Source organism: Roseomonas sp. CECT 9278 (assembly GCF_918698155.1).
GTDB lineage: Bacteria > Pseudomonadota > Alphaproteobacteria > Acetobacterales > Acetobacteraceae > Neoroseomonas.
The window spans coordinates 17,091-38,654 of record NZ_CAKKLX010000046.1 but is presented as its reverse complement, the minus strand read 5'-3'; the positions used below and the strand labels follow the sequence as shown (position 1 = coordinate 38,654).

The window sequence follows — 21,564 nt, the reverse complement described above, 5'->3', positions numbered from 1 at the left end:
CGACCCCGGACAACACCCGCGAGCCGCAGAACCGCCGCGTGGAGATCGTGCTCCGCTAATCGCGGGACACATCACCGGACATCACGGGAAGGGGCGCCGCAGGGCGCCCCTTTCTGCGTTCAGGGGGGCGGCGGCGCCGGCAGGCCGGTCACGCGCAGCCCGTCGCCAAGCCGCAGCGCCGCACCAAGGATCCTGCCATCGGCGCGGAATGCCTCCGCAAGCGCCAACCCCGCATCGAGCGCGGCCGCCAACTCGGCCGGCATCAGCCCATCCACCGCCACCGTCACCAGCCGGTCGCCCAGGTCGCTATCCGGGTCCAGGCTGCGCGCCGGCGCGCGACGCACCCCGGCGCTGTCGATGTCCACCGCATTGGCGATGAGCGTCGCCGCGGCATCTGCCGTCGCCGCATCCCGCGCCAGCACCGTCACCGCATCTGCGATGCCGAGCGACAAGGACCGCCCGAACCGACCCGAAGTTGCCACACCGCCGATTCCGCTGCCCGCCGTCACGTGCAGCGCGCCATCCAGCGCCAGTCGCGCCGGGTCCGCCGCCAGGCCGATGGCAAGCAATTCGCCGGGTGCCACATGCAGCGCGATGTCGCCGCCGTCATTCACATAGGCGCGCGCCAGCGGCGCCGCGCGCAGCATCTCCGCCAGCAGCGCATCGGCCACCGCGCCGGCAACCGCCGCCATGGGCGTGACGAAGATCGGTGCGAAGCGCGCGCAGGCCGCAACCATGCGGCGCGCGACCGGATGCGTGACACGCGGCGACTCCGCCATGGGGCGCCGCAACGCCGGCAACTCGGCCGCCAGGCCGGGCAGGATGTCGGGGAAGGCAGCGACCACCGAGGCTTCGGCCGCGCGCACCGCGGCCGCCGCGCCCCAGGCGCGCAGCACCACGTCGATCGGGCCGTGCGAGAGGTGCAGGCGGTCGCCGCTCAGGCGCCGAATGGCGGGCGGGTCCATGAGGTCAGGCGCGGTGCGCCGAGGCCGCGGCGTGACGCAGCGCGGGCATCTTCATCCGTTCAACCGGACCTGGCCGGACGGAAGAAGCTGCTCGCGACATGGCGGGTGCCTTGCGCCACTGCCAACGAACCATGCCCTACCGCGCGAAGGGCCAGGGATTGCCGTCGTGCCAGGTGGCGATGCGCAGATCCTCGCCCAGGCTGCGCAGCACGTCGGCCACCGGCACCACCTGGTCCATGTGGCCGCCCAGTGTCTCGTACAGCGCGCGCGGCAAGGTGAATTCGATGGGTGCGACGATGGCGGGCGTGGGCACATGGCCGAAGGCCAGCCGCGGCATCCGCAGCACGTCGGCCATCACGGTGATGCCGCCGCCGGGCCACAGGTAGACCGGCGCGCCGCCCATGGTGACGCGCGTCTCCCCCCGCGCGACGGATTGCGTCAGCAGCACCGGGTTCTGCGTGACGCCCGCGCGCAGCGATCCACCGGCGCCCGCCATGAACACGACGGAACACAGGGATGGCTCGCAATTCTCGCCGATTCGATCCACCACCGCGCGCACCGCGGGCGGCATCGCGGCAGCGATCGGCCGCAGCGATTCGTCGAGCACGCAATACAGCGCATGGTCGCCGGTGGTGCTGGTGAACAGCAGGCGCAGGCCCGGCCATGCAAGCTTGGGGTCGATGCGTTCGATGATGGCGAGCGGATCGGTGATGTCGGTGCCGCCCCAGCCAAGCCCCGGCTGCGCCACCTGGAAATACCGCCCGGGCGTGGACCGCCGCCCGCGGACGCGGATGCCGGCTGGGCGCATCTCCAGCACACGGCCCGCCTGGTGTTCGCTCAGCACGCCGGTGATGTGGTCGTCGACCACGATCACCTCGTCCACATGGCCGGCCCATTGCTGCGCGAAGATGCCGACGGCCGCGCTGCCGCAACCCACGCGCATGCGCGTCTCGGGCGTGCCATCCACGATGGGTGCGGCGCCGGCCTGCACCACCACGGCGTGGCCGCCATCGATGGTGAATTCCACGGCCTGTGCGTCGCACAGCTTCAGCAGCGTGTCGCAGGTGACGACGCCTTCCTTCTTCGAGCCGCCCGTGAGATGCCGTACGCCGCCGATCGACAGCATCTGCGACCCGTATTCGGCGGTCGTCACGTGTCCGACCTGCTCACCATTCACGCGCACCGCGGCGGTTTCCGGGCCCAGGTGCCGGTCGGTGTCGATCTTCACCTTCACGCCGCAGTAGCTGAACATGCCCTCGGTCACGACGGTGACGGTATCGACGCCGTCCTGAACGCTGCCGACGATGAAGGGCGCGGGCTTGTAGTCGGGATAGGTGGTGCCCGACCCGACTCCGGTGAGGAAGACGCGCGAGGGATCCATCAGCGCGCCGTCCCAGTCGCGTTCAGCGAAGGGCACGACGGGCGCGTTGCTGTCCACCGCCTGCGCCAGCGCCAGCACCGGGTCGGTGCGCACCAGCACGCCATCGGCATTGGCGTAGCGGGCGCAGGCGCCGGCGCGGCCGGGGCGGATGCGGCACAGCACCGGGCAGGCATCGCAGCGGATGATGCCATCGGCCTCGGCGGCGCCGAACTGCGCGCTGCGCGCCGCGCGGCTGGTCATGCGCGCAGCGCCGCATGCAGGCGGTGCGGCAGCACGGGCACCTGCGTGATGCGCACGCCGGTGGCGTGGCGGATGGCGGACAGGATCGCCGGCGCGGTGGGCACCAGCGCGGGTTCGCCGACGCCCTTGGCGCCGAAGGGGCCTTCGGGCTCGGGGTCCTCGATCAGGTGGATGCGGATGCGCGGCATGTCGCCGGCGGTCGGGATCAGGTAGTCGTGCAGGTTCTCGGTGCGGCCGGGGATGAATTCCTCCATCAGCGCCAGGCCGAGGCCCTGCGCGACACCGCCATGGATCTGCCCCGCGATCAGCAGCGGGTTCACCGCGCGGCCGACATCCTGCGCCACGATGATTTCCTCCACCTTCACCTTCGCCAGCACCGTGTCCACGCGCACGATCGCGACCTGCGCGGCGAAGCCGTAGGTCGCATAGGGCACGCCCTGGCCATCGGCATCGAGCGGCACGGTCGGCGGATCGTAGCGCGCCTCCGCGGTGATGTCGGCATCGAGCGCCGCGAGGTCGATGACGCGCGTGGTATGCGCGTCGCGCACCGTCAGCCGCGTGCCGTCGAGCGACAGCGCGGCGCCGTCGCCGGCATTGGCCAGCGCCAGCAGCCGCGCGCGCAGCGCCTTCGCGGCCTCCGCCGCCGCACGACCGGAGACGAAGGTCTGGCGCGAGGCCGAGGTCTTGCCGGCATCCGGCGTCAGCGCCGTGTCCCCCACCACCTGGCGCAGCGCGGCCAGCGGCAGGCCGAGCGCCTCCGCCGCGATCTGCCCGATGACCGTCGTGCTGCCCTGGCCGATATCCACCGCGCCGTTGAACAGCGTGAGCGTCCCATCGCGCGCCAGCGTGATGCGCATGGTGGATGGGTTCGACATCGCGGTATTGCCGCAGCCATACCACATGCAGGCGATGCCGGCGCCGAGGCGTTCGCGTGGCTGCGTCGCATTATGCGCGGCGACGCGCGCCAGCGCCGCATCCCACTCCGGCTTCAGCGCATCGAGGCATTCGGGCAACCCCGCCGAGGCGTGCAGCACCTGGCCGGACGGCGTGGTGTCGCCGCGCCCGATCGCGTTGCGGCGCCTGATCGCCCAGCGGTCGAGGCGCAGCGCCTCCGCCAGGTCATCGACCAGCGCCTCGGTCGCGATCGCCGCCTGCGGCACGCCGAAGCCGCGGAAGGCGCCCGATGGCGGCGCGTTGGTATGCACTGCGCGGGTGCGCGCCAGCACGTTCGGCACGCGATAGGGGCCGCAGGCATGCACCGGCACGCGGTTCGCCACCGTCGCCCCCCAGGAGGCGTAGGAACCGGTGTCGAAATCGCCCTCCAGCGTGAAGGCCGTGAAGCGGCCATCGGCATCGGCGCCCATGCGCGCCTGCAGCCGCGCGGGGTGGCGCTTGGTCGATGCGGCCATGCTCTCGGTGCGCGAATAGGTCATGCGCACCGGGCGGTTCGTGACACGCGCCGCGACCGCGAGCAGCGGCTGCACCGAGACATCCAGCTTTCCGCCGAAGCCGCCGCCGCAGCCGGTCGGGATGATGCGGACACTGTCCTGCGCCACGCCGAGGACACGCGCGGTCTCCTCCTGGTCCATCACCGGCGCCTGGGTGCAGGCGGCGATGGTGAGGCCGCCGGCCGCCGCATGGCCGGCCTCGGGTTCGATATAGGCGTGCTCGACGAAGGCGGTGGCGAAGCGGCCCTCGGCGCACGCGGCGCTGCTGGCAAGAGCGCCCTCCGCATCGCCGCGCTTCAGATGGCCGCGCACCAGCACATTGCCTGGCGCATGCGCGTGCAGCTGCGGCGCATCCGGCGCCAGGGCGGCGTCGATGCCGATGAGCGGCGACAGCGGATCCCAGGTGATCGGCAGGTCGGCATCGCGCACCGCGGCGATGGCGTCGCGTGTGCCGAGCAGGCCGAGCACCGCCTCGCCGCGATGGCGCACCAGGCCATCCGCGAAGACCGGCTGGTCCTTGAGGTTCGGCATGATGCCGAAGGCGTTCACGCCCGGCACGTCGCGCGCGCAGAGGATCGCGACCAGCCCATGCGCCGCGCGGGCGGCGTCGAGGTCGCCGAGGGTGAAACGCGCGCTGGCATGCGGCGATCGCACGATTCGCAGCCACAGCGAATCGGCGGGCGCGCCATCGGCGCCATAGCGCTCCGTGCCGGCGACCTTGGCGGCGCCATCGAGGCGCGGGATGGCGGCCCCGACCGCGCCGGTGCCGGGCGCCGGCGTGGCCACCCCGCGCGCCGCCTCCAGTACGGCATCGATGATCTGCAGATAGCCGGTGCAGCGGCACAGCACGCCGCCCAGCGCATCCTCCACCGCCACGCGATCCGGTGCGGCATCGCGGCGCAGCAGATCGAGCGCCGCCATCAGCATCCCCGGCGTGCAGATGCCGCATTGCGCCGCCCCGTGCGCGAGGAAGGCGGCGCGCAGCGCCTCCAGCAGCGGGTCCGTCGCCTCGACGGTGGTGATGGCGGCGCCGTCCGCCTGTGCCGTCGAGACCAGGCAGGCGCAGACCTGCGCGCCATCCATCAGCACCGTGCAGGCGCCGCAATCCCCTGCATTGCAGCCCTCCTTCGTGCCGGTCAGGCCGAGGCCTTCCCGCAGCGTGTCGGACAGCGGCGCGAAGGGGTCGGCGGCGACATCGTGTCGCGTGCCGTTGACGATCAGCGCGATCATGCCGCGAAGCCCGCCAGCAGATCGCGCAGCAGCGCCAGCGCGGCGTCCCGGCGGTAGTCGGCCGAGGCGCGGATGTCGGCGATCGGCGCCAGCGGCACAAGGTGCGCGGGATCGGGGACACGCGCGGCGTCCTCCAGCGCGACGCCGTGCAGCGCGGCCTCCAGCGCCGGGAGTCGTTGCGCCACCGGGGAACAGGCGCCCATCGCGATGCGCGCCGCGACGATGCGCCCGCCCTCGCTGCGGATCACCGCTGCGGCCATCGCGATGGAGATCACCAGGTAACGCCGCGCGCCGAGCTTCACGAAGCGGCCGTGCGCGCCGTCGCAGCGCGGGATGTGCAGCGCGGTGACGATCTCCCCCGGCGCCAGTGCCGTGGAGCGATAGCCGGTGACGAAGGCCGCCACGGGCAGCGAGCGCGTGCCCAGGGAGGAGGCCAGCTCGACCCGTGCATCCAGCGCCAGCAGGTTCGGGATGCCGTCACCCGCCGGCGATGCCGTGACCAGGTTGCCGGCGATGGTGCCGCGGTTCTGCACCTGCCGCCCGCCGACCTCGCGCGCTGCGGCGCGCAGCCCGTCGAACAGCGGCGGCAGCGGCGCTTCCGCGATGGCCGTCCATGTCGTGCGGGCGCCGATGCGCCAGCCTTCCGCCGTCTCTGCGATGCCATCGAGGCCCGGGATCGCCGAGAGATCCAGGATCGCCTCGCGCCACGTTTCGCCCCAGGCCGCGCGCGCCGTGCGCAGCGGATGGATGTCGGTGCCGCCGGCCAAGGGCAGCGCGCCGGTCGCCGCGCGCAGCGCCAGCGCCTGTTCCAGCGTGCGCGGGCGGTGATAGGCGGTCATGCGGCGCGACCGCGGCGCAGCGCGGCGGTGGCTTGCGCATCCACGGCGCCGTCGCGCAGCGCGACACCCCAGAGCGACCTGGCCTGCGCGGCATCGTAGTACCCGCGGCGAACGTCGCGCGCGACCAGCAGCGGGTCGCGCGCGAAGGGGTCGCCGTAGCCGCCGCCGCCGGGTGTGCGGACTTCCACCCGGTCGCCGGGCATCAGCGTGATGCCCTGGTCCTTCGACAGGTGCAGCGGGATGGTGGTGGTGCCGCTGCGGTGGATGCGGACCTCGTTCGGCGCGCCGTCGTGGCCACCCAGCACGCCGGGCGGGCCGAAGCGGCCATGGTCCATCACGAAGGAGGCGCGCGCCTCGCCGCGCAGGAGCTGCACCTCGTAATGCACGCCGAAGCCGCCGCGATGCGCGCCGGCGCCGCCGGACCCTTCGCGCAGCGCGAAGCGCGTGAACAGGATCGGGTAGTACTGTTCCATCACCTCGACCGGCGCGGTCTTGCTGATGCCGATGGTGGAGCAGCCATTGGTGAGTCCGTCATGGTCGGCATTGCCGCCGTAGCCGCCGCCGGTGATCTGGTACATCACGTAGGAGCCGCCGCGCGCGGGGTCCGTGCCCCCCAGCGCGAAGTTCCCGGACGTACCCGCCGGTGCGGCGGTGACCTCGTCGGGCAGGGCCTGCACCAGGCACAGGAACACCGCTTCCGCGATGCGCTGGCTGACTTCCGCCGCGCAGCCCGACACCGGGCGTGGGTAGCGCGCATCGAGGAAGGTGCCCTCCGGCCGGATGATGTGCAGCGGCGCGAAGGTGCCGGCATTGATCGGCACATCCGGGAAGATGTGTTTCACGCCCAGGCACACCGCCGAGAAGGTGGTGGACCAGACCGAATTCATCGGCCCGGCGCATGGCTTCGACGACCCGGTGAAGTCGAAGGTCAAGGTGTCGCCTGTGCGCGTCACGCTCAGCGCGATGCGCAGCGGTTCGTCCACCACGCCATCGGAATCGACGAAGGCCTCGGCGCGCCAGGTGGCCTCCGGCATGCGACGGATTTCGGCGCGCATGCGTTCGGCGGCGCGGTCGCGGATCAGCGCGATGGCGCGGTTCAGCGTAGCGGCGCCGTAGCGCGCGATGAGGTCGTTGAGCCGCCGTTCGCCCACCAGAAGCGCGGCGGCCTGCGCCTTGATGTCGCCGATGCGCTGGTCGGCCACGCGGATGTTGGACTGGATGATGGACAGGATCTCGCAGTCGATCTCGCCGCGCTTGAACAGCTTCACCGGCGGCAGGCGCAGGCCTTCCTGCTCGACCTCGGTGGCGTGGGCGCTGAAGCCGCCGGGCACCATGCCGCCGGTGTCGGGCCAGTGGCCGGTATTCTGCAGCCAGCAGAAGACCTCGCCATCCACGAAGAAGGGCCGGGCGAAGCGCACATCCATCAGGTGCGTGCCGCCGAGATACGGGTCATTGACGATGTAGATGTCGCCCGGTTCGGGGCGCGCGACAGCGCCCTCGCGGATCAGGCGGATGATGTGTCCCGCGCTGTGCTGCATGGCGCCGACGAAGACCGGCAGGCCGCCCTCGCCCTGCGCGATCAGCGCGCCGTCCTCGGCGGCGTAGATGCCGTCGGAGCGGTCGTCCGCCTCCGCGATCACGGGCGAGAAGGCGGCACGCGAAAACGCCAGGTCCATCTCGTTGCAGACCTGCGTGAGGCCCGCCTGGATGACGGCGAGGGTGAGCGCATCCATCACACGGTGATCCTGAGATTGCCCAGCGCATCGACCACCGCCGCGCTGCCGGGTTCGAGGATGGTGGTCGCATCCGCCTGCTGCAGCACCGCGGGGCCTTCGATGCGCGCGCCCTCGGCCAGCGCCTCGCGCCGCCATACCGCGGCATCGTGCCAGGCGCCGTCCGCATGCAGGCGACGTTCGCCGATGCGTGGCGCGCCGCTGCCGCCGGCCAAGGCGCGCAGGTCGAAGGCCGGGCGACGCCCGACCACGCTGGTGCACAGATTGACCAGCACCGCGCGGATCTCCGGCAGCCGGACCTCGAAGCGCGCGAAATAGGCGGCCTCGAAAGCGGCCTGCACCTCGGCGCGCGATGGTTTCGCGGAAGCGAGCGGCACGCGGATCAGGTGGGTCTGGCCGCGGAACTGCATCTCGGCCAGGTGGTGTGTCTCGATGCGTTCGACCTCGGCGCCACCGGACCGCACGGCGGCCGTCGCACGGTCGATCTGCGCGGCGAGCACGGCCGCGATCTCCGCCGCGTCGATGTCGTCCAGCCCGCGGTTCAGCGTGTTCACCACATCCTGCCGCAGGTCGGCGACCAGGCAGCCGAGCGCATTGGTCAGCCCCGGGCGGAAGGGGACGAAGACCTCGGGGATGCCGATCTCGCGCGCCAGCGCCACCGCGTGCAGCGGGCCCGCGCCACCGAAGGCGAACAGCGCGAAGTCGCGCGGGTCGTGTCCGCGCGACAGCGACACCATGCGGATCGCGCCGGCCATGAGCACGTTCGCCAGGCGGATCACCGCGGCCGCCGCGGCCTCCGCCGTCATGGCGAGCGGTTCGCCCAGCGACGCGAAGGCCGCGCGTACCTCCTCCACGGATATCCGCCGCCCAGTTGTCAGCAGCGCATCGGAGTCGAGCCGACCGAGCAGCAGGTTCGCATCCGTCACCGTCGGCCGCGTGCCGCCGCGCCCGTAGCAGATCGGGCCTGGCGCGGACCCCGCGCTCTCCGGCCCCACGCGAAGCATGCCGCCGCGATCGATCCAGGCGATCGACCCGCCACCGGCGCCGACCGTGCGCACATCCACCATCGGCAGGTGGATGGGCAGCCCGTAGGCGATGGAGAGTTCCGCCGAGACTTCCGGCACGCCGCCCGCGATCAGCGCGACATCGGTCGACGTCCCGCCCATGTCGCAGGTGATGGCGTTGCGCACGCCGGATTGCGCAAGCGTCGCCGCCGCCGCCATCACGCCCGAGGCCGGGCCGGACATCACGGTCTTGGCCGCTTCCGCCGCGACGGCACGCGCCGGCACGGTGCCGCCATTGCCGTTCATCACCAGCAGGTCGCGTGCATGGCCGGCCTCGGCCAGGCGATCCTGCAAATGGCGGATGTAGCGGTCCAGCACCGGCTGCACCGCGGCGTTCACGGATGCGGTCGTACCGCGTTCGTACTCGCGGAACTCCGACAGCAGCGCATGGCCGAGCGTGACGTAGCCGTTCGGCCAGATCGCCCGCGCGATCTCCCCGGCGCGCCGTTCATGCGCGGGGTTGGCGTAGGCGTGCAGGAAATGGATGACCAGCGCCTCGCAGCCTTCCGCCAGCAGGGCGCTCACCTCGCGCTCGACCGCCGCTTCATCGAGCGGCGTGACCACGGCGCCGCGCGCATCCATCCGTTCCGCCACTTCGCGGCGGAGTTCGCGCGGCACCAGAGGTTCGAAGGACCCGGTCATGCCATAGGCGCGCGGGCGCGTGCGGCGACCGAGTTCCAGCACATCGCGGAAGCCCGCCGTGGTGATCAGCCCGACCTTCGCCAGCTTGCGTTCCAGCACCGCATTCGTGGTTGCCGTCGTGCCGTGCACGATCAGGTCGAGCGCCGCCGGCGTGGTGCCCGCGGCCGCGATCGCCGCCAACACGCCGCCCGCCTGGTTGGCCGCGGTGGTCGGCACCTTGGCGATGCGGATGGAGCCATCGGCCTCCTGCATCACCAGGTCTGTGAAGGTGCCGCCCACGTCGATGCCGGCGATGCGCCGCATCACACGGTCAACCAGGCGCGGCGGACATCCTCATCCGCCTCGAGCGTTGCAATGGAGCCCTCCCAGCGCACCTCGCCCTTCTCCAGGATCAGCGCGCGGTCGGCGACGGCGGCTGCGAAGTCGAGGCTCTGTTCGGACACCAGCACGGCGATTCCCTCCGCCTTCATCCGCAGCACGGCATCGGCCATCTGTTCCACGATCACCGGCGCCAGTCCTTCCGAGGGTTCGTCCAGCAGCACGGCCTCCGGGTTGCCCATCAGCGTGCGCGCGATGGTGAGCATCTGCTGCTCACCGCCGGACATGGCGCTGGCGCGGCGGTGGCGCATCTCGGCCAGGTTGGGGAAGATCCCGAACAGCCGCTCAGGCGTCCAGGGCGATCGCCCGGCCGGCGCGGCGCGGCGGCCGACGTCGAGGTTCTCCGCCACCGTCAGGTCGGTGAAGATGCGCCGGTCCTCTGGCACATAGCCCAGGCCCATCCGCGCAATGCGATACGGCGCCGCGCCGGCGATCTCCTGCCCCGCGAAGCGCACCGATCCCGCGCGCGGCGGCAGCAGCCCCATGATCGCCTTCAGCGTGGTGGATTTCCCCGCGCCGTTGCGGCCCATCAGCGCCGCAACCTCGCCGCGCGCCAGGTGCAGCTCCACGCCGAACAGCACCTCTGCCGGGCCGTAGCCGGCGCGCAGGCCGGTCACTTCCAGTACGCGCTCAGCCATGGGCGCGCTTCGCGCGTTCCGCCGCGCGCGTCCCGGAATGGCCGAGATAGACGCGCTGCACCTCGGGGTCCGCGCGTACCTCGGCGGGTGTGCCGCGCGCGATGATCTCGCCGCGCACCAGCACCAGGATCCGGTCGGCATGGGCAAACACGGCGTCCATGTCGTGTTCGGTGAACAGCACGCCGATGCGCTCGGTCCGCGCGATGCCGGCAACCAGCGCCATCAGCGCGCTGCGTTCGGATGGCGCCATGCCGGCGGTGGGTTCGTCCATCAGCAGGAGGCGCGGCGCGGCGGCCAGCGCGATGGCGAGCTCCACGCGCTTCACATCGCCATACGCAAGCTCACCGATCGGCCGCGCCGCCTGCGCCGCCATGCCGACGCGATCCAGCAGCGCCAGTGCATCGTCGCGATGCAGCGCCGCGGCATCGGCCAGCAGACGTCGCGTCTGGCCATGATGCGCGATCAGCGCCATCTGCACATTGCCCAGCACGGTGAAGGACAGGAAGGTCTGCGCCACCTGGAAGGTGCGCCCCACGCCGAGCCGGCACACCGCGCGCGGCGGAATGCCCGTGATGTCCTGCCCGGCCAGAGTCACGCGACCCGCATCGGGGCGAAGCTGCCCGCCGACCATGTTGAAGGTGGTGGTTTTCCCCGCGCCGTTCGGGCCGATGATGGCCAGCATCTCGCCGGGGTCGAGCGCGAAGGACACATCCTTCGCGGCGACCACGCCGCCGAAGCGCTTCACCAGGCCCTCGGCTGCCAGCAGCGTCATGCCGGGCGCCTCCGCAGCGAGGCCCAGGCGCCCGCCAGCCCGCGCGGGAACAGCAGCACCATGGCGATGATCGACAGCCCCATGAACAGCCGCCAATGGTCGGTCAGCGGCAGGAAGAAATCCTTCAGCGCGTGGAAGGCCGCCGCCCCTGCCACCGGCCCCAGCACCGACTGGATGCCGCCCAGCAGCAGCATCGACAGGAAATCGACGCTCATCGGAATGCCGAGCAGCGTCGGGTCGATCGACCCCTTCGAAAATGCATAGAGCCCGCCCGCCAACCCCGCCGCCGCGCCCGCCAGGATGAAGCCGAGCCAGCGATGCATCCGCACATCGACGCCGATCGCATCCGCGCGCTGCGCCGAATCGCGCGCCGCGCGCAGCGTCGCGCCGAAGGGCGCATGGATTACGCGCCGCAGCAGCACAATGGCCGCGATGGTCACCGCGGCGACCATGTAGTGATACACCTCCCGCGACGCCGCCCAGCGCGACGGCCACACGCCGACCAGGCCGTTGTCGCCGCCGGTGACGTCCACCCACTGGAAGACCACGGCATAGGCGATCTGCGCGAAGGCCAGCGTCAGCATCGCGAGATAGATGCCCGACAGCCGCACCACAAAGAAGCCGAACAGCGCCGCCGCCAGACCGCCTGCGATGGGCGCCGCCACCAGCGCCGGTTCCATTGGCAGCCCCGCCTTCACCACCAGCAGCCCCGCGCCATAGGCACCGAGCCCGAAATACGCCGCATGCCCGAAGGAGACGATGCCGCCATTCCCCACCAGGAAGTTCAGCGAGAAGGCGGCCAGCGCCAGGATCAGCACCTCGGTCCCCACCTTCACCGCATAGGCATCGAGCAGGGGCAGCGCGAGCACCGCCGCCACCGCCACCACCACCAGCGCGCGCGTCAGGCCGTCCAACCGCCCGGGGTCGAGGATGCCTTCCGGCAGCACCGCGCGCCCCGCCGCCGCTTCGGGCCGGCCGAGCAGCCCCCAGGGCTTCACCACCAGCACCGCCGCCATCAGCAGGAACACCAGCACCAGCGTGATCTTGGGAAACACCAGCACGCCGAAGGCCTGCAGCAGCCCGATCATCACCGCCGCGATGAAGGCCCCGGGCACCGACCCCATGCCGCCGATGACGGTGACCACGAAGGCCTCCGTGATGATCGACAGGTCCATCTGCGGGTTGGCGCTGACGCGCGGGATCTGCAGCGCGCCGCCCAGGCCCGCCAGCGCCGCGCCGAGGAACAGCGTGCCGGTGAACAGCATCGCCTGGTTGACGCCGAGCGCACCGACCATCTCGCGGTCCTGCGTGGCCGCGCGGATCAGCACGCCGAAGCGCGTGCGGTGCATCAGCAGCCACAACAGGCCGAGCACCGCGGGGCCGACGAAGATCAGGAACAGCTCATAGGCCGGGAAGCGCTGGCCGGCGATATCGACGCCATGGCGCAGGCCCGGCGCGCGCGGACCTGGAATGTCCACCGGGCCCCAGGCCAGCAGCACCAGATCCTGCACGATAAGCACCACGCCGAAGGTCGCCAGCAGCTGGAACAGTTCCGGCACGCGGTAGATGCGGCGCAGCAGCAGCACCTCCATCACCACGCCCATCGCGCCCACCGCCAGCGCGGACAACAGCACGCCCGCGAAGAACAGCCAGGGCGACCGGTCGAACTCCAGCAGCCAGGGCACGATGGTCACCGCGACATAGGCGCCCAGCATGTAGAACGACCCATGCGCGAAGTTCACGATGCGCGTCACGCCGAACACGATCGTCAGGCCGGATGCGATGACGAACAGCGACGACGCGCTGGCCAGCCCCGACAGGGCCTGCACCAGCAGGAATTCCCACTCCATCAGGCCTGGCCGCCTTCGGTCATGCTGCTCTCGCTGTCATCGCGGCGAGCATCCCGCGTGGCCGCGCGGCGGTCCAGCCGCAATTCGCCGTCTGTATGCTGCCGCACAGCGCCGGCGCAGGCCGCGGGGCCAGTCTGCCGCCGTTCCGGCATTCGGGAGAGGCGCCATGGGTGACTGGCTTGAGGACCGCCTGCTCCAGGCGGCGGGCAGCGTGATCGATGGCTGGGCCTGGCTGTCGGGCAAGGCCAGCGCGGCGGTGGTGAACCGCGCCGTCGGCATCACCCGCAACCGCCCGCATCCCTGGAGCAGCTTGTCCGACTACACGAGCTGGCAGGGCCTGACCGACCGGTCCTACCTGGCGCGGCACCTGCCGCCGGTGGATGTGCCGGTGCAGCCGGCGCCCGAGAAGGTCCGCGCCCTGTTCGCGCGCGCGGCGGGAAAGCCGCTGCTCTCGCCCAAGTCCACCTGCCTGTTCCCCGCCTTCGCGCAGTACCTGACGGACGGCTTCCTGCGCACGCGCCCGGACAACGTGGCGCGCACCACGTCGAACCACGAGATCGACCTGTGCACGCTGTATGGCCGCACGCCCGAACAGACCCTGGCGCTGCGCCTGCGCTCCGCCGCGCCGGGCCAGCGCGGCCGGCTGAAAAGCCGCATCGCCGGCGGCGAGGAATTCTCGCCCTTCCTCTACAAGCCCGGCACCAAGGAACTCACCGACCCGGCCTTCGCCGCGCTCGATCCGCCGCTGGTGGATGAGAACCTGCCGCCGGCCAAGCGCGACACGCTGTTCGCCGTGGGCGGGGACCGCGTGAACTCCACGCCCTTCACCGCCATGATGAACACGCTGTTCCTGCGCGAGCACAACCGCATCGCCGGCGAACTGGAAGCCCGCAACCCCGCCTGGGACGACGAGCGCATCTTCCAGGTGGCGCGCAACATCACCATCCCGATCTTCATCAAGATCGTGGTGGAGCACTACATCAACCACATCACGCCGCTGCCCTTCGCGCTGCGCGCCGACCCGTCCTGCTGCTGGGACGCGCCGTGGAACCGGCCCAACTGGATGACGGTGGAATTCAGCCTGCTGTATCGCTGGCATTCGCTGATGCCCGATGCCATCGCCTGGCCGGCGGGCGCGCTGGCGGCGCAGCACGACATCCCGATCAGCGATTTCCTGCAGGACAACCGGCCGCTGCTGACGGTCGGGCTCGATGCCGCCTTCTCCGGCGCGTCGTCGCAGGCGGCGGGCGAACTCGGTGCGCTCAACACCGCGGCGGCGCTGCTGCATATCGAGGACCGCGCGGTGATACAGGCGCGGCGCAACCGACTCGCGACCTACAATGCCTATCGCGTCGCCTTCGGCATGGACCGCGCCATCAGCTTCGACGACATCACCCGCAACCCGGCACTCGCGGCGATGCTGGAGGACCTGTACGGCGAACCCGACCATGTCGAATTCTACCCTGGCCTGATGGCCGAGGACCGCGTCGAGGATTCGCCCCTGCCCGGCCTGCTGCTGCGCATGGTCGCGGTCGATGCCTTCAGCCAGGCGCTGACCAACCCGCTGCTGTCCGAGCATGTGTGGAACGAGCGGACCTTCACCCCCTGGGGGTTCGACCTGATCGCGCGCACCAGCAAGCTTGGCGACATCCTGGCGCGCAACGTGCAGCACCGCGGGCCCACGCCGATCGAGATGACGCGGCCCGGCTGGAGCTATTCCGACAATTGAGCGGCGTGGCCAGCAGCGGGGCGCCCCTTGCCTGTGGCCCAAGACGTGCGGGTCCTGCGCATGCGGGATCCGGGAGCGCAAAGCGCGGCCGCGCGACGACCATCAACCGCGCAAGGCGCGCAAGCCAAGCCGCCGGAGGCGGCGCCCGGCCTTTGAGGGCAGAATTTACGCCGACCTTCGCGCCGCCCGCACTTCCTCCGGCGGGAACATGAAGTCGGCGCCGTCCGCATAGCGGCTGTTCTTCATCGCCCCCGCGCGGCCGCGCAGCGTCGTCTCGCCCACCCAGGTGCCGAGCGTGCCCTGGTGGTCGATGCCGCGCATCACCACCGGGCCCACGATGCTGTCGGTGCGCAGGTCGGCCAGCGCATCGACCATCGCCTCGGTCTCCAGCGTGCCGGCCTTGTTCAGCATCGCGGCGATGATCTGCACGGTCACGTAGCCGAGCAGCGACCCCTTGCGCGGCGTGTCGTTGAAACGCGCGCGATAGCCATCGACGAAGGCCTGGTGCGCCGGCATGCCGGTCACCTGCTCCCAGGGGTAGCCGGTGACGATCCAGCCCTCCGGCGTCTCCTCGCCAAGCGGGATCAGGTATTCCGGTTCGCCGGTCAGCAGCGACACCACGGTGCGGCGTTCGAACAGCCCTCGCGTATTGCCCTCGCGGACAAACGCCGTCAGGTCGGCGCCGAACAGCACGTTGAAGATGCCATCCGGCCGCGCCTGGCCGAGCGCGCCGACGGTCGCCCCGGCATCGACGCGGCCGAGGGCCGGGAACTGCTCCGCGACGATCTCGGCACCCGGGATGGCGGCGGGCAGCAGGCGCTTGAAGTTGGCGGCCGCGGACTGGCCGTATTCGTAGTTGGGCGCGACGATCGCCCAGCGCTTCACGTTGCGGCCGCGGATCGCCTCCACCAGCATGCGCGTCTGCATGAAGGTGCTGGGCCTGACGCGCCAGGTGTAGCGGTTGCCCTGCGCCATGGTGATGGCGTCGGTCAGCGGTTCGGTCGCCAGGAACAGGCGCTTGCGCTGGTTCGCGAGATCCGCGACCGCGAGCCCGACATTCGACAGGAAGGTGCCCGCCAGGAACGAGACGTTCTCGCGCGTCAGCAGTTCATCGGCCACGCGCACGGCGTCGCCGGGCGTCGAGCCGTCGTCGCGAAACACGAATTCGATGCGCCGCCCGCCCATCACGCCGCCGGCGGCGTTGATCGCATCCTGCGCCTGCTGCATGGCGTTGCGGTAGGGCACCGCGAAGGCCGCCATGCGGGCGTAGGAATTCAGCTCGCCGATGCGGATCGGCGCGGGCTGCGCGAAGGCGGGCGCGGCCAGCGGGGCCAGGGCGGTGGCGCCAAGCGCGCGGCGGGAAAGCGTGAAGCGCTGCATCCGAAAGCCTCCTGCATCCGTAGGTCGCTTGATGATCACGTTCGCCCGCGCATCCTGCAATGGGTCGTTTCGCCGCAGCGTCCCGGATTGGCCGCAGGTGCCGCGATTCTCCGCGGCGGTCATGGCCGAACCGGGACGCGACCCGTTTCGCTTGACCGGCGGCGCGAAGCCATGGCCATTTCGGATCCAACCATGACTGCCGATGCCGACCTGCCCCGATTGCTCGCCGCCGTTGCGGATGGTGACCGCGCCGCGCTGCGATCCGTGTATGAACGACAATCCGTTCGCCTATTTGGTGTGGCGAACGCCATCCTGCGCGACCGCGACGTGGCGGCGGACGCGGTGCAGGACGCCTTCGTCAAGATCAGCCGCCGCGCCGGCCAGTTCGACGCCGCGCGCGGCCATGCCGAGGCCTGGCTGGCCGGCATCGTGCGCCACGCCGCGCTCGACATCATCCGCGCCCGTGGGCGCGAGACGCCGAGCGACGACCCCACGCTGGGCGACGAGGCGGTGGCGCCCGAGGCCGAGGAACGCCTTGCCGCCAGCGCCGAGGGCCGGCGGTTGCGCGATTGCCTCGCGGGCCTGGAGCCGAAGAACCGCGAGGGGATCATCCTGGCCTTCGTGCATGGCCTGTCGCATCCACAGGTGGCGCAGCGGCTTGGCCTGCCGCTCGGCACGGTGAAGTCCTGGATCCGCCGTGGCCTGCTGGCGCTGCGGGAGTGCCTGGCATGATCCCGACCGACCGCGCCGAACGCGATGCCATGGCCGGGGAATACGTGCTCGGGACGCTCGATGCCCATGAGGCGCGCGAGGTCGCGCAGGCCATGGCGACCGATGCGGAGCTCCGCGCGCTGGTCGAGGCCTGGGAGGCGCGCCTGGCCCCGCTGACCGTGCTGGCGCTGCCCGAGGCGCCGCCACCCGGGCTGTGGGAGCGAATCGAGCGGGCGCTCGGGGGTGCGGCGCCGGCCGTGTCGGCGCCGGCTGCCAGGCCGTCCGGCTTCTGGCGCTTCTGGGCGATGGGGGCTTCGGCGGTGGCGGCGGGGCTTGCGGTGTTCCTGCTGGTGCGCCCGGTGCCGCAGCCGCCGCTGATGACGGTGTTGTTGACGCAGCAGGACCAGCCGGCCTGGCTGGTCGAGGCGGATGGCGGCGCGCTGCGCCTGGCCGCGCTGAACCCGCAGCCGGTGCCGGCGGATCGCGTGATGCAGTTGTGGGCGCTGCCGCAGGGGGCGAGCGCGCCGACCTCGCTCGGCCTGATTCCGGCGGCGGGGCGTCTGACGGTCACGCCCTCCACGATCCGCCCGCAGCCGGGGATGCTGATCGAGATCACGCTGGAGCCGCCGGGTGGTTCGCCGACCGGCCGCCCGACCGGCCCCATCCTGTTCATCGGCCGCCTGCTGCCCGCGCGCGGGGCGTAACCTCCGCCGTCAGTTCCCAACGGCCAGAAAAAGGGTGGGGGTTCGGGGGAGGTTCTCCTCCCGCGACCTTAAAGGACGCGCCCCGCCACCACATCCAGCTTCGCCAGCAGGTCCGGGTCGCGCTTCTCGGGCGCGGTCACGATCGCGTGGTCCAGCGCGCGGTCGCAGCCGGCGGGGCAGGGGCCACGCTCCGCGCCCAGCATCGGTACCACCGCCTTGACCAGGGCGCGCGCGCGGTCGGCATTGCCGAACAGCACCTTCACCACCTGGTCGACGGTGACGGCGTCGTGGTCGGGGTGCCAGCAGTCGAAGTCGGTGACCATGGCCATGGTCGCGTAGCAAAGCTCCGCCTCGCGGGCGAGCTTGGCCTCGGGCATGTTGGTCATCCCGATCACGGCGCAGCCCCATTGGCGGTAGAGCAGGCTCTCGGCCTTGGTGCTGAACTGCGGGCCTTCCATGACCAGGTAGGTGCCGCCGCGGGTGTGCGGGATGCCGACCTGCTGCGCGGCCGCTTCCAGCGCATCGCCCAGGCGCGGGCAGACCGGGTGGGCCACCGAGACATGCGCCACGCAGCCCGTGCCGAAGAAGGATTTCTCGCGGGCGAAGGTGCGGTCGATGAACTGGTCGACGATGACGAAGTGGCCGGGCGGCAGGTCCTCGCGCAGGGAGCCCACGGCGGAGAGCGAGATCAGCTCGGTGCAGCCGATCCGCTTCATGGCGTCGATGTTGGCGCGGTAGTTCAGCGCGGAGGGGGGCGTCGGGTGTCCGCGCCCGTGGCGCGGCAGGAAGGCGACGCGCACGCCGTGCAGGCGGCCGGTGAGGACCTCGTCCGATGGGTCGCCCCAGGGGGTGCGGACCTTGACCCAGGCGCGGTCTTCCAGGCCATCGAGGTCATAGACGCCGGAGCCGCCGATGAAGCCGATCATGGGGGTGATGGTGTCGGGCATGCGGGGGGACTTTCTGCGGGGCGCGGGGTCGCGGGGTTGCGCGGGTGTAGCGCGGGGCGCGGCGCGTGCTAAGCCGGGGGGATGATGCGTGTTGTGATGATGCTGCCCCTGCTGGTGATGCTGGCCCTGGCCGCCTGCGGCGACCGGCGGGACGAACGCGGCGGGCTGGGTCCCCGCGGGACCGCGCTGCCGCCGCCGGACATCGCCGCGCCCCGCTGACGCGCGTCAGCCATCCAGCACATCATCCTCCGGTTTGCGCCGCGCGCGATGCGCGTCGATCCAGCTCGCCACCGGCCGCAGCAGCACGTTCACCGTCAGGATCAGCACCGCCACCACCGTGGCCGAGGCGAATTCCCGCGCACCGATCAACAGCCCCAGCATCGCGACGCACCAGATCGTGCCTGCATCGCCAAGCCCGCTGACCGCGCGCCCGCGCCCGCCCTTGATGATGGCGCCGGCGCCCAGGAAGCCCACGCCGGTCGCGACCGCGCCGAAGGCATTGCCCCAGTTGCCGTCCGGGACGCGGGCCACGACCAGCGCGGCGAAGGCGGCCGAGGCCAGCGCCACCAGCGTGCAGGTGCGGATGCCGATCGACGATGTGCTGATACCGCGCTCGATGCCGATCGCTGCGCCGACCACGAAGGCGAGCAGCAGCACGACCGCGTCGCCCGCCTCCGCCCCCAGCCCGTTCAGCCAGGCATCGACCGCGGCGTTCACACGTTGAAGCGGAACAGCAGCACGTCGCCATCCTTCACGACGTACTCCTTGCCTTCCACCCGCATCTTGCCGGCTTCCTTGGCACCCTGCTCGCCGCCCAGCGCGATGTAGTCGTCATAGGCGATGGTCTCCGACGCGATGAAGCCGCGTTCGAAATCCCCATGGATCACGCCCGCGGCCTGGGGCGCCTTCATCCCCTTCAGGATGGTCCAGGCCCGCGTCTCCTTCGGCCCCACCGTGAAATACGTGATCAGGCCGAGCAGCGCGTAGCCCGCGCGGATGATGCGATCCAGGCCGGAATCCTCGAGGCCCAGGGACGACAGGAATTCCCCGCGGTCCCCCTCCGGCATCTGGCTGATCTCGGCCTCGATGGCGGCCGAGACCACCACCGCCAGCGCGCCCTCCGCCTTCGCCTTCTCGAACACGCGCGCGGAGAAGGCATTGCCCGTCGCGGCCGAGGATTCCTCGACATTCGCCACATACAGCACGGGCTTGGTCGTCATCAGCTGCAGCTTCGCCGCCGCCGCTTCCTCGCCCTTGGGCACCGCCGTGCGCGCGGGGCGCCCGGCTTCCAGCGCCGCCTTGATCGGGTCGATCAGCGCCATCTGCGCGACCGCTTCCTTGTCCCCGCCGCGCGCGCGCTTCACCAACCCCTGCGCGCGCTTTTCCAGGCTGTCGAGATCCGCCAGCATCAGCTCCGTCTCGACCGTCTCGGCATCGCGCACCGGGTCCACGCTGCCCTCGACATGCGTGACGTCGCCATCCTCGAAGCAGCGCAGCACGTGGACGATGGCGTCCACCTCGCGGATATTCGCGAGGAACTGGTTGCCCAGCCCTTCACCCTTCGACGCGCCGCGCACCAGCCCGGCGATATCCACGAATTCCAGGCTGGTCGGGATGATCTTCTGCGACTTGCCGATCCGCGACAGCGCCTCCAGCCGCGGGTCCGGCACCGCCACGCGCCCGACGTTCGGTTCGATCGTGCAGAAGGGATAGTTCGCCGCCTGCGCCGCCGCCGTCTGCGTCAGCGCATTGAACAGCGTGGACTTGCCGACATTCGGCAGGCCCACGATCCCGCAGTTAAACCCCATTGTTCATCCCCTTGGGCACCGGCGTCGCGTGGCGCCAGGCCGCATCGAATTCCTCGGCGAAGGTCTCGGCGATGGTTGCCGCCGCGATGCGCGCCGCGCCGTCATCGGTCACCGGCGCCAGCGCCGCCGCACGCAGATGCCCGACAACCTCGCCGACCGACAGCGACCCGCGCGGCAGCCGCCCCACCGTCTCATGCGCGGCGCGCACCGGGTCCCCGGTGAAGCGCAGCAACTGCCGCGCGACCAGCAGCAGCGCGCCGGCCAGCGCCGCACCCTCGCGCGTGCCTTCGCGCATCACGCGGCGGTCCTCCGCCTCGGGCGAGAAGCCATCGATCGTGAACAGGTCCAGCGTCGCGCGCAGCCCCGCCGCGGCCGAGGCAAGGGCCTCCGCCTCCCGCACCAGCGCCGAGGCCAGGATCGCCGTGCCATGCGCGAAATCCTGCGGGCTCGGGCCGCCGAACGACATCTCGGGATGTTCCTCGGCGTCCATCACCCCTCCTGCGTCAGCAGCGCCACGCGCGTCATGAAGTCCTCGGCGCGGCCCTCGGCCAGCAGGGGCGCGCAATCGGCCACCGCCTCCAGCAGCCGCGCCACCCAGGCCTGGTCCTGCTTGGCGAAATTGCCCAGCACATGCCCGGTCACGGCATCCTTGTGGCCGGGATGACCGATGCCCAGCCGCACGCGCCAGAACTCCGGGCTGCCGAAGGCGCGCCGCATGTCGCGCAACCCGTTATGGCCGGCCACACCGCCGCCCCTCTTCACCCGCACCTTGCCCGGCGCCAGGTCGAGCTCGTCATGGAAGGCGGTCACACCCTCCGGCGGAATCTTCAGGAATGCCGCGGCCGGCTGCACGGAATCGCCGCTCGCATTCATGTAGGTCATGGGCTTGACCGCGAGCACGCGACGCCCCGCCACCACGCCTTCCGCGACCTCCCCCTTGAAGCGCTTGCGCCAGGGGGTGAAGCGATGGCGGCGCGCGATCTCGTCCAGCGCCATGAAGCCGATATTGTGGCGCTGGCGCGCGTGCTCGCTGCCCGGATTGCCGAGGCCGACCCAGAGCAGCGGTCCGTCGGAAGCGTTCATGCCGCAAGCTTGGGGGAGGGAA

At 71.5% G+C, this 21,564-nt stretch carries 19 protein-coding genes; 4 read left to right on the top strand and 15 right to left on the bottom strand.

The window, feature by feature from the left end; genetic code table 11:
- Positions 1–119: 119 nt before the first annotated feature.
- From LQ222_RS21705 to LQ222_RS21665, 9 genes are all read right to left on the bottom strand, one after another.
- Positions 120–965: a UPF0280 family protein gene (locus tag LQ222_RS21705; RefSeq protein ID WP_230168941.1), complete on the bottom strand. Its 846-nt coding sequence runs from the start codon at positions 963–965 to the stop codon at positions 120–122.
- Positions 966–1,101: 136 nt separating this feature from the next.
- A complete protein-coding gene (locus LQ222_RS21700) occupies positions 1,102–2,586 on the bottom strand; it encodes a 6-hydroxynicotinate reductase (protein WP_230168940.1) in 1,485 nt (494 codons plus the stop codon).
- Positions 2,583–5,264 carry a molybdopterin cofactor-binding domain-containing protein gene (locus LQ222_RS21695; protein WP_230168939.1) on the bottom strand — a complete coding sequence of 894 codons (2,682 nt, stop codon included), beginning with the start codon at positions 5,262–5,264 and terminating at the stop codon, positions 2,583–2,585. Before LQ222_RS21695 ends, LQ222_RS21700 begins: the two co-directional genes overlap by 4 nt.
- On the bottom strand, positions 5,261–6,103 hold the full coding sequence (locus LQ222_RS21690) for a xanthine dehydrogenase family protein subunit M (protein WP_230168938.1): 843 nt from the start codon (positions 6,101–6,103) through the stop codon (positions 5,261–5,263). The genes LQ222_RS21695 and LQ222_RS21690 overlap by 4 nt, the downstream gene beginning before the upstream one ends.
- Positions 6,100–7,836, bottom strand: coding sequence for a hydantoinase B/oxoprolinase family protein (locus tag LQ222_RS21685; RefSeq protein WP_230168937.1), 1,737 nt, complete (start codon positions 7,834–7,836; stop codon positions 6,100–6,102). The genes LQ222_RS21690 and LQ222_RS21685 overlap by 4 nt, the downstream gene beginning before the upstream one ends.
- Positions 7,836–9,845 carry a hydantoinase/oxoprolinase family protein gene (locus tag LQ222_RS21680; protein ID WP_230168936.1) on the bottom strand — a complete coding sequence of 670 codons (2,010 nt, stop codon included), beginning with the start codon at positions 9,843–9,845 and terminating at the stop codon, positions 7,836–7,838. The genes LQ222_RS21685 and LQ222_RS21680 overlap by 1 nt, the downstream gene beginning before the upstream one ends.
- The gene (locus tag LQ222_RS21675; RefSeq protein WP_230168935.1) at positions 9,845–10,558 is read right to left on the bottom strand and encodes an ABC transporter ATP-binding protein; all 714 of its coding nucleotides are present in this window, start codon (positions 10,556–10,558) and stop codon (positions 9,845–9,847) included. The genes LQ222_RS21680 and LQ222_RS21675 overlap by 1 nt, the downstream gene beginning before the upstream one ends.
- A complete protein-coding gene (locus tag LQ222_RS21670) occupies positions 10,551–11,330 on the bottom strand; it encodes an ABC transporter ATP-binding protein (RefSeq protein ID WP_230168934.1) in 780 nt (259 codons plus the stop codon). The genes LQ222_RS21675 and LQ222_RS21670 overlap by 8 nt, the downstream gene beginning before the upstream one ends.
- Complete coding sequence (locus tag LQ222_RS21665) at positions 11,327–13,180, bottom strand: ABC transporter permease (protein ID WP_230168933.1); 1,854 nt, start codon at positions 13,178–13,180, stop codon at positions 11,327–11,329. The genes LQ222_RS21670 and LQ222_RS21665 overlap by 4 nt, the downstream gene beginning before the upstream one ends.
- Positions 13,181–13,346: 166 nt before the next feature.
- Between LQ222_RS21665 and LQ222_RS21660 the strand changes: the two genes are divergently transcribed.
- Positions 13,347–14,909: a peroxidase family protein gene (locus LQ222_RS21660; protein ID WP_230168932.1), complete on the top strand. Its 1,563-nt coding sequence runs from the start codon at positions 13,347–13,349 to the stop codon at positions 14,907–14,909.
- 165 nt (positions 14,910–15,074) lie between these two features.
- Here the strand turns inward: LQ222_RS21660 and LQ222_RS21655 are convergent, their stop codons facing one another.
- The gene (locus tag LQ222_RS21655) at positions 15,075–16,289 is read right to left on the bottom strand and encodes an ABC transporter substrate-binding protein (RefSeq protein WP_230168931.1); all 1,215 of its coding nucleotides are present in this window, start codon (positions 16,287–16,289) and stop codon (positions 15,075–15,077) included.
- Positions 16,290–16,481: 192 nt separating this feature from the next.
- Between LQ222_RS21655 and LQ222_RS21650 the strand changes: the two genes are divergently transcribed.
- Together LQ222_RS21650 and LQ222_RS21645 are read left to right on the top strand one after the other, a co-directional pair.
- Positions 16,482–17,021 (top strand): sigma-70 family RNA polymerase sigma factor, encoded by a 540-nt coding sequence (locus LQ222_RS21650; RefSeq protein WP_230168930.1) that lies wholly within the window; start codon positions 16,482–16,484, stop codon positions 17,019–17,021.
- Positions 17,018–17,704, top strand: coding sequence for an anti-sigma factor domain-containing protein (locus tag LQ222_RS21645; protein ID WP_230168929.1), 687 nt, complete (start codon positions 17,018–17,020; stop codon positions 17,702–17,704). The genes LQ222_RS21650 and LQ222_RS21645 overlap by 4 nt, the downstream gene beginning before the upstream one ends.
- A gap of 68 nt (positions 17,705–17,772) precedes the next feature.
- On the opposite strand, the gene LQ222_RS21640 is transcribed toward LQ222_RS21645, so the two are convergent.
- Positions 17,773–18,651, bottom strand: a complete 879-nt coding sequence (locus LQ222_RS21640) for an S-methyl-5'-thioadenosine phosphorylase (protein ID WP_230168928.1) — start codon at positions 18,649–18,651, stop codon at positions 17,773–17,775.
- A 96-nt stretch (positions 18,652–18,747) separates the two neighbouring features.
- On the opposite strand from LQ222_RS21640, the gene LQ222_RS26250 reads away from it, so the two are divergent.
- Positions 18,748–18,870 carry a hypothetical protein gene (locus LQ222_RS26250; protein ID WP_256444053.1) on the top strand — a complete coding sequence of 41 codons (123 nt, stop codon included), beginning with the start codon at positions 18,748–18,750 and terminating at the stop codon, positions 18,868–18,870.
- A 6-nt stretch (positions 18,871–18,876) separates the two neighbouring features.
- Here LQ222_RS26250 and LQ222_RS21635 read toward each other — a convergent pair whose 3' ends face one another.
- Genes LQ222_RS21635 through pth form a run of 4 tightly spaced genes read right to left on the bottom strand, consistent with a single transcriptional unit; the run spans position 18,877 to position 21,542 of the window.
- Positions 18,877–19,368: an MgtC/SapB family protein gene (locus LQ222_RS21635; RefSeq protein ID WP_230168927.1), complete on the bottom strand. Its 492-nt coding sequence runs from the start codon at positions 19,366–19,368 to the stop codon at positions 18,877–18,879.
- The gene (ychF, locus tag LQ222_RS21630; protein WP_230168926.1) at positions 19,365–20,459 is read right to left on the bottom strand and encodes a redox-regulated ATPase YchF; all 1,095 of its coding nucleotides are present in this window, start codon (positions 20,457–20,459) and stop codon (positions 19,365–19,367) included. The genes LQ222_RS21635 and ychF overlap by 4 nt, the downstream gene beginning before the upstream one ends.
- A complete protein-coding gene (locus tag LQ222_RS21625; RefSeq protein ID WP_230168925.1) occupies positions 20,449–20,949 on the bottom strand; it encodes a hypothetical protein in 501 nt (166 codons plus the stop codon). The genes ychF and LQ222_RS21625 overlap by 11 nt, the downstream gene beginning before the upstream one ends.
- The gene (gene pth / locus LQ222_RS21620; protein WP_230168924.1) at positions 20,949–21,542 is read right to left on the bottom strand and encodes an aminoacyl-tRNA hydrolase; all 594 of its coding nucleotides are present in this window, start codon (positions 21,540–21,542) and stop codon (positions 20,949–20,951) included. The genes LQ222_RS21625 and pth overlap by 1 nt, the downstream gene beginning before the upstream one ends.
- Between the last annotated feature and the right edge of the window lie 22 nt (positions 21,543–21,564).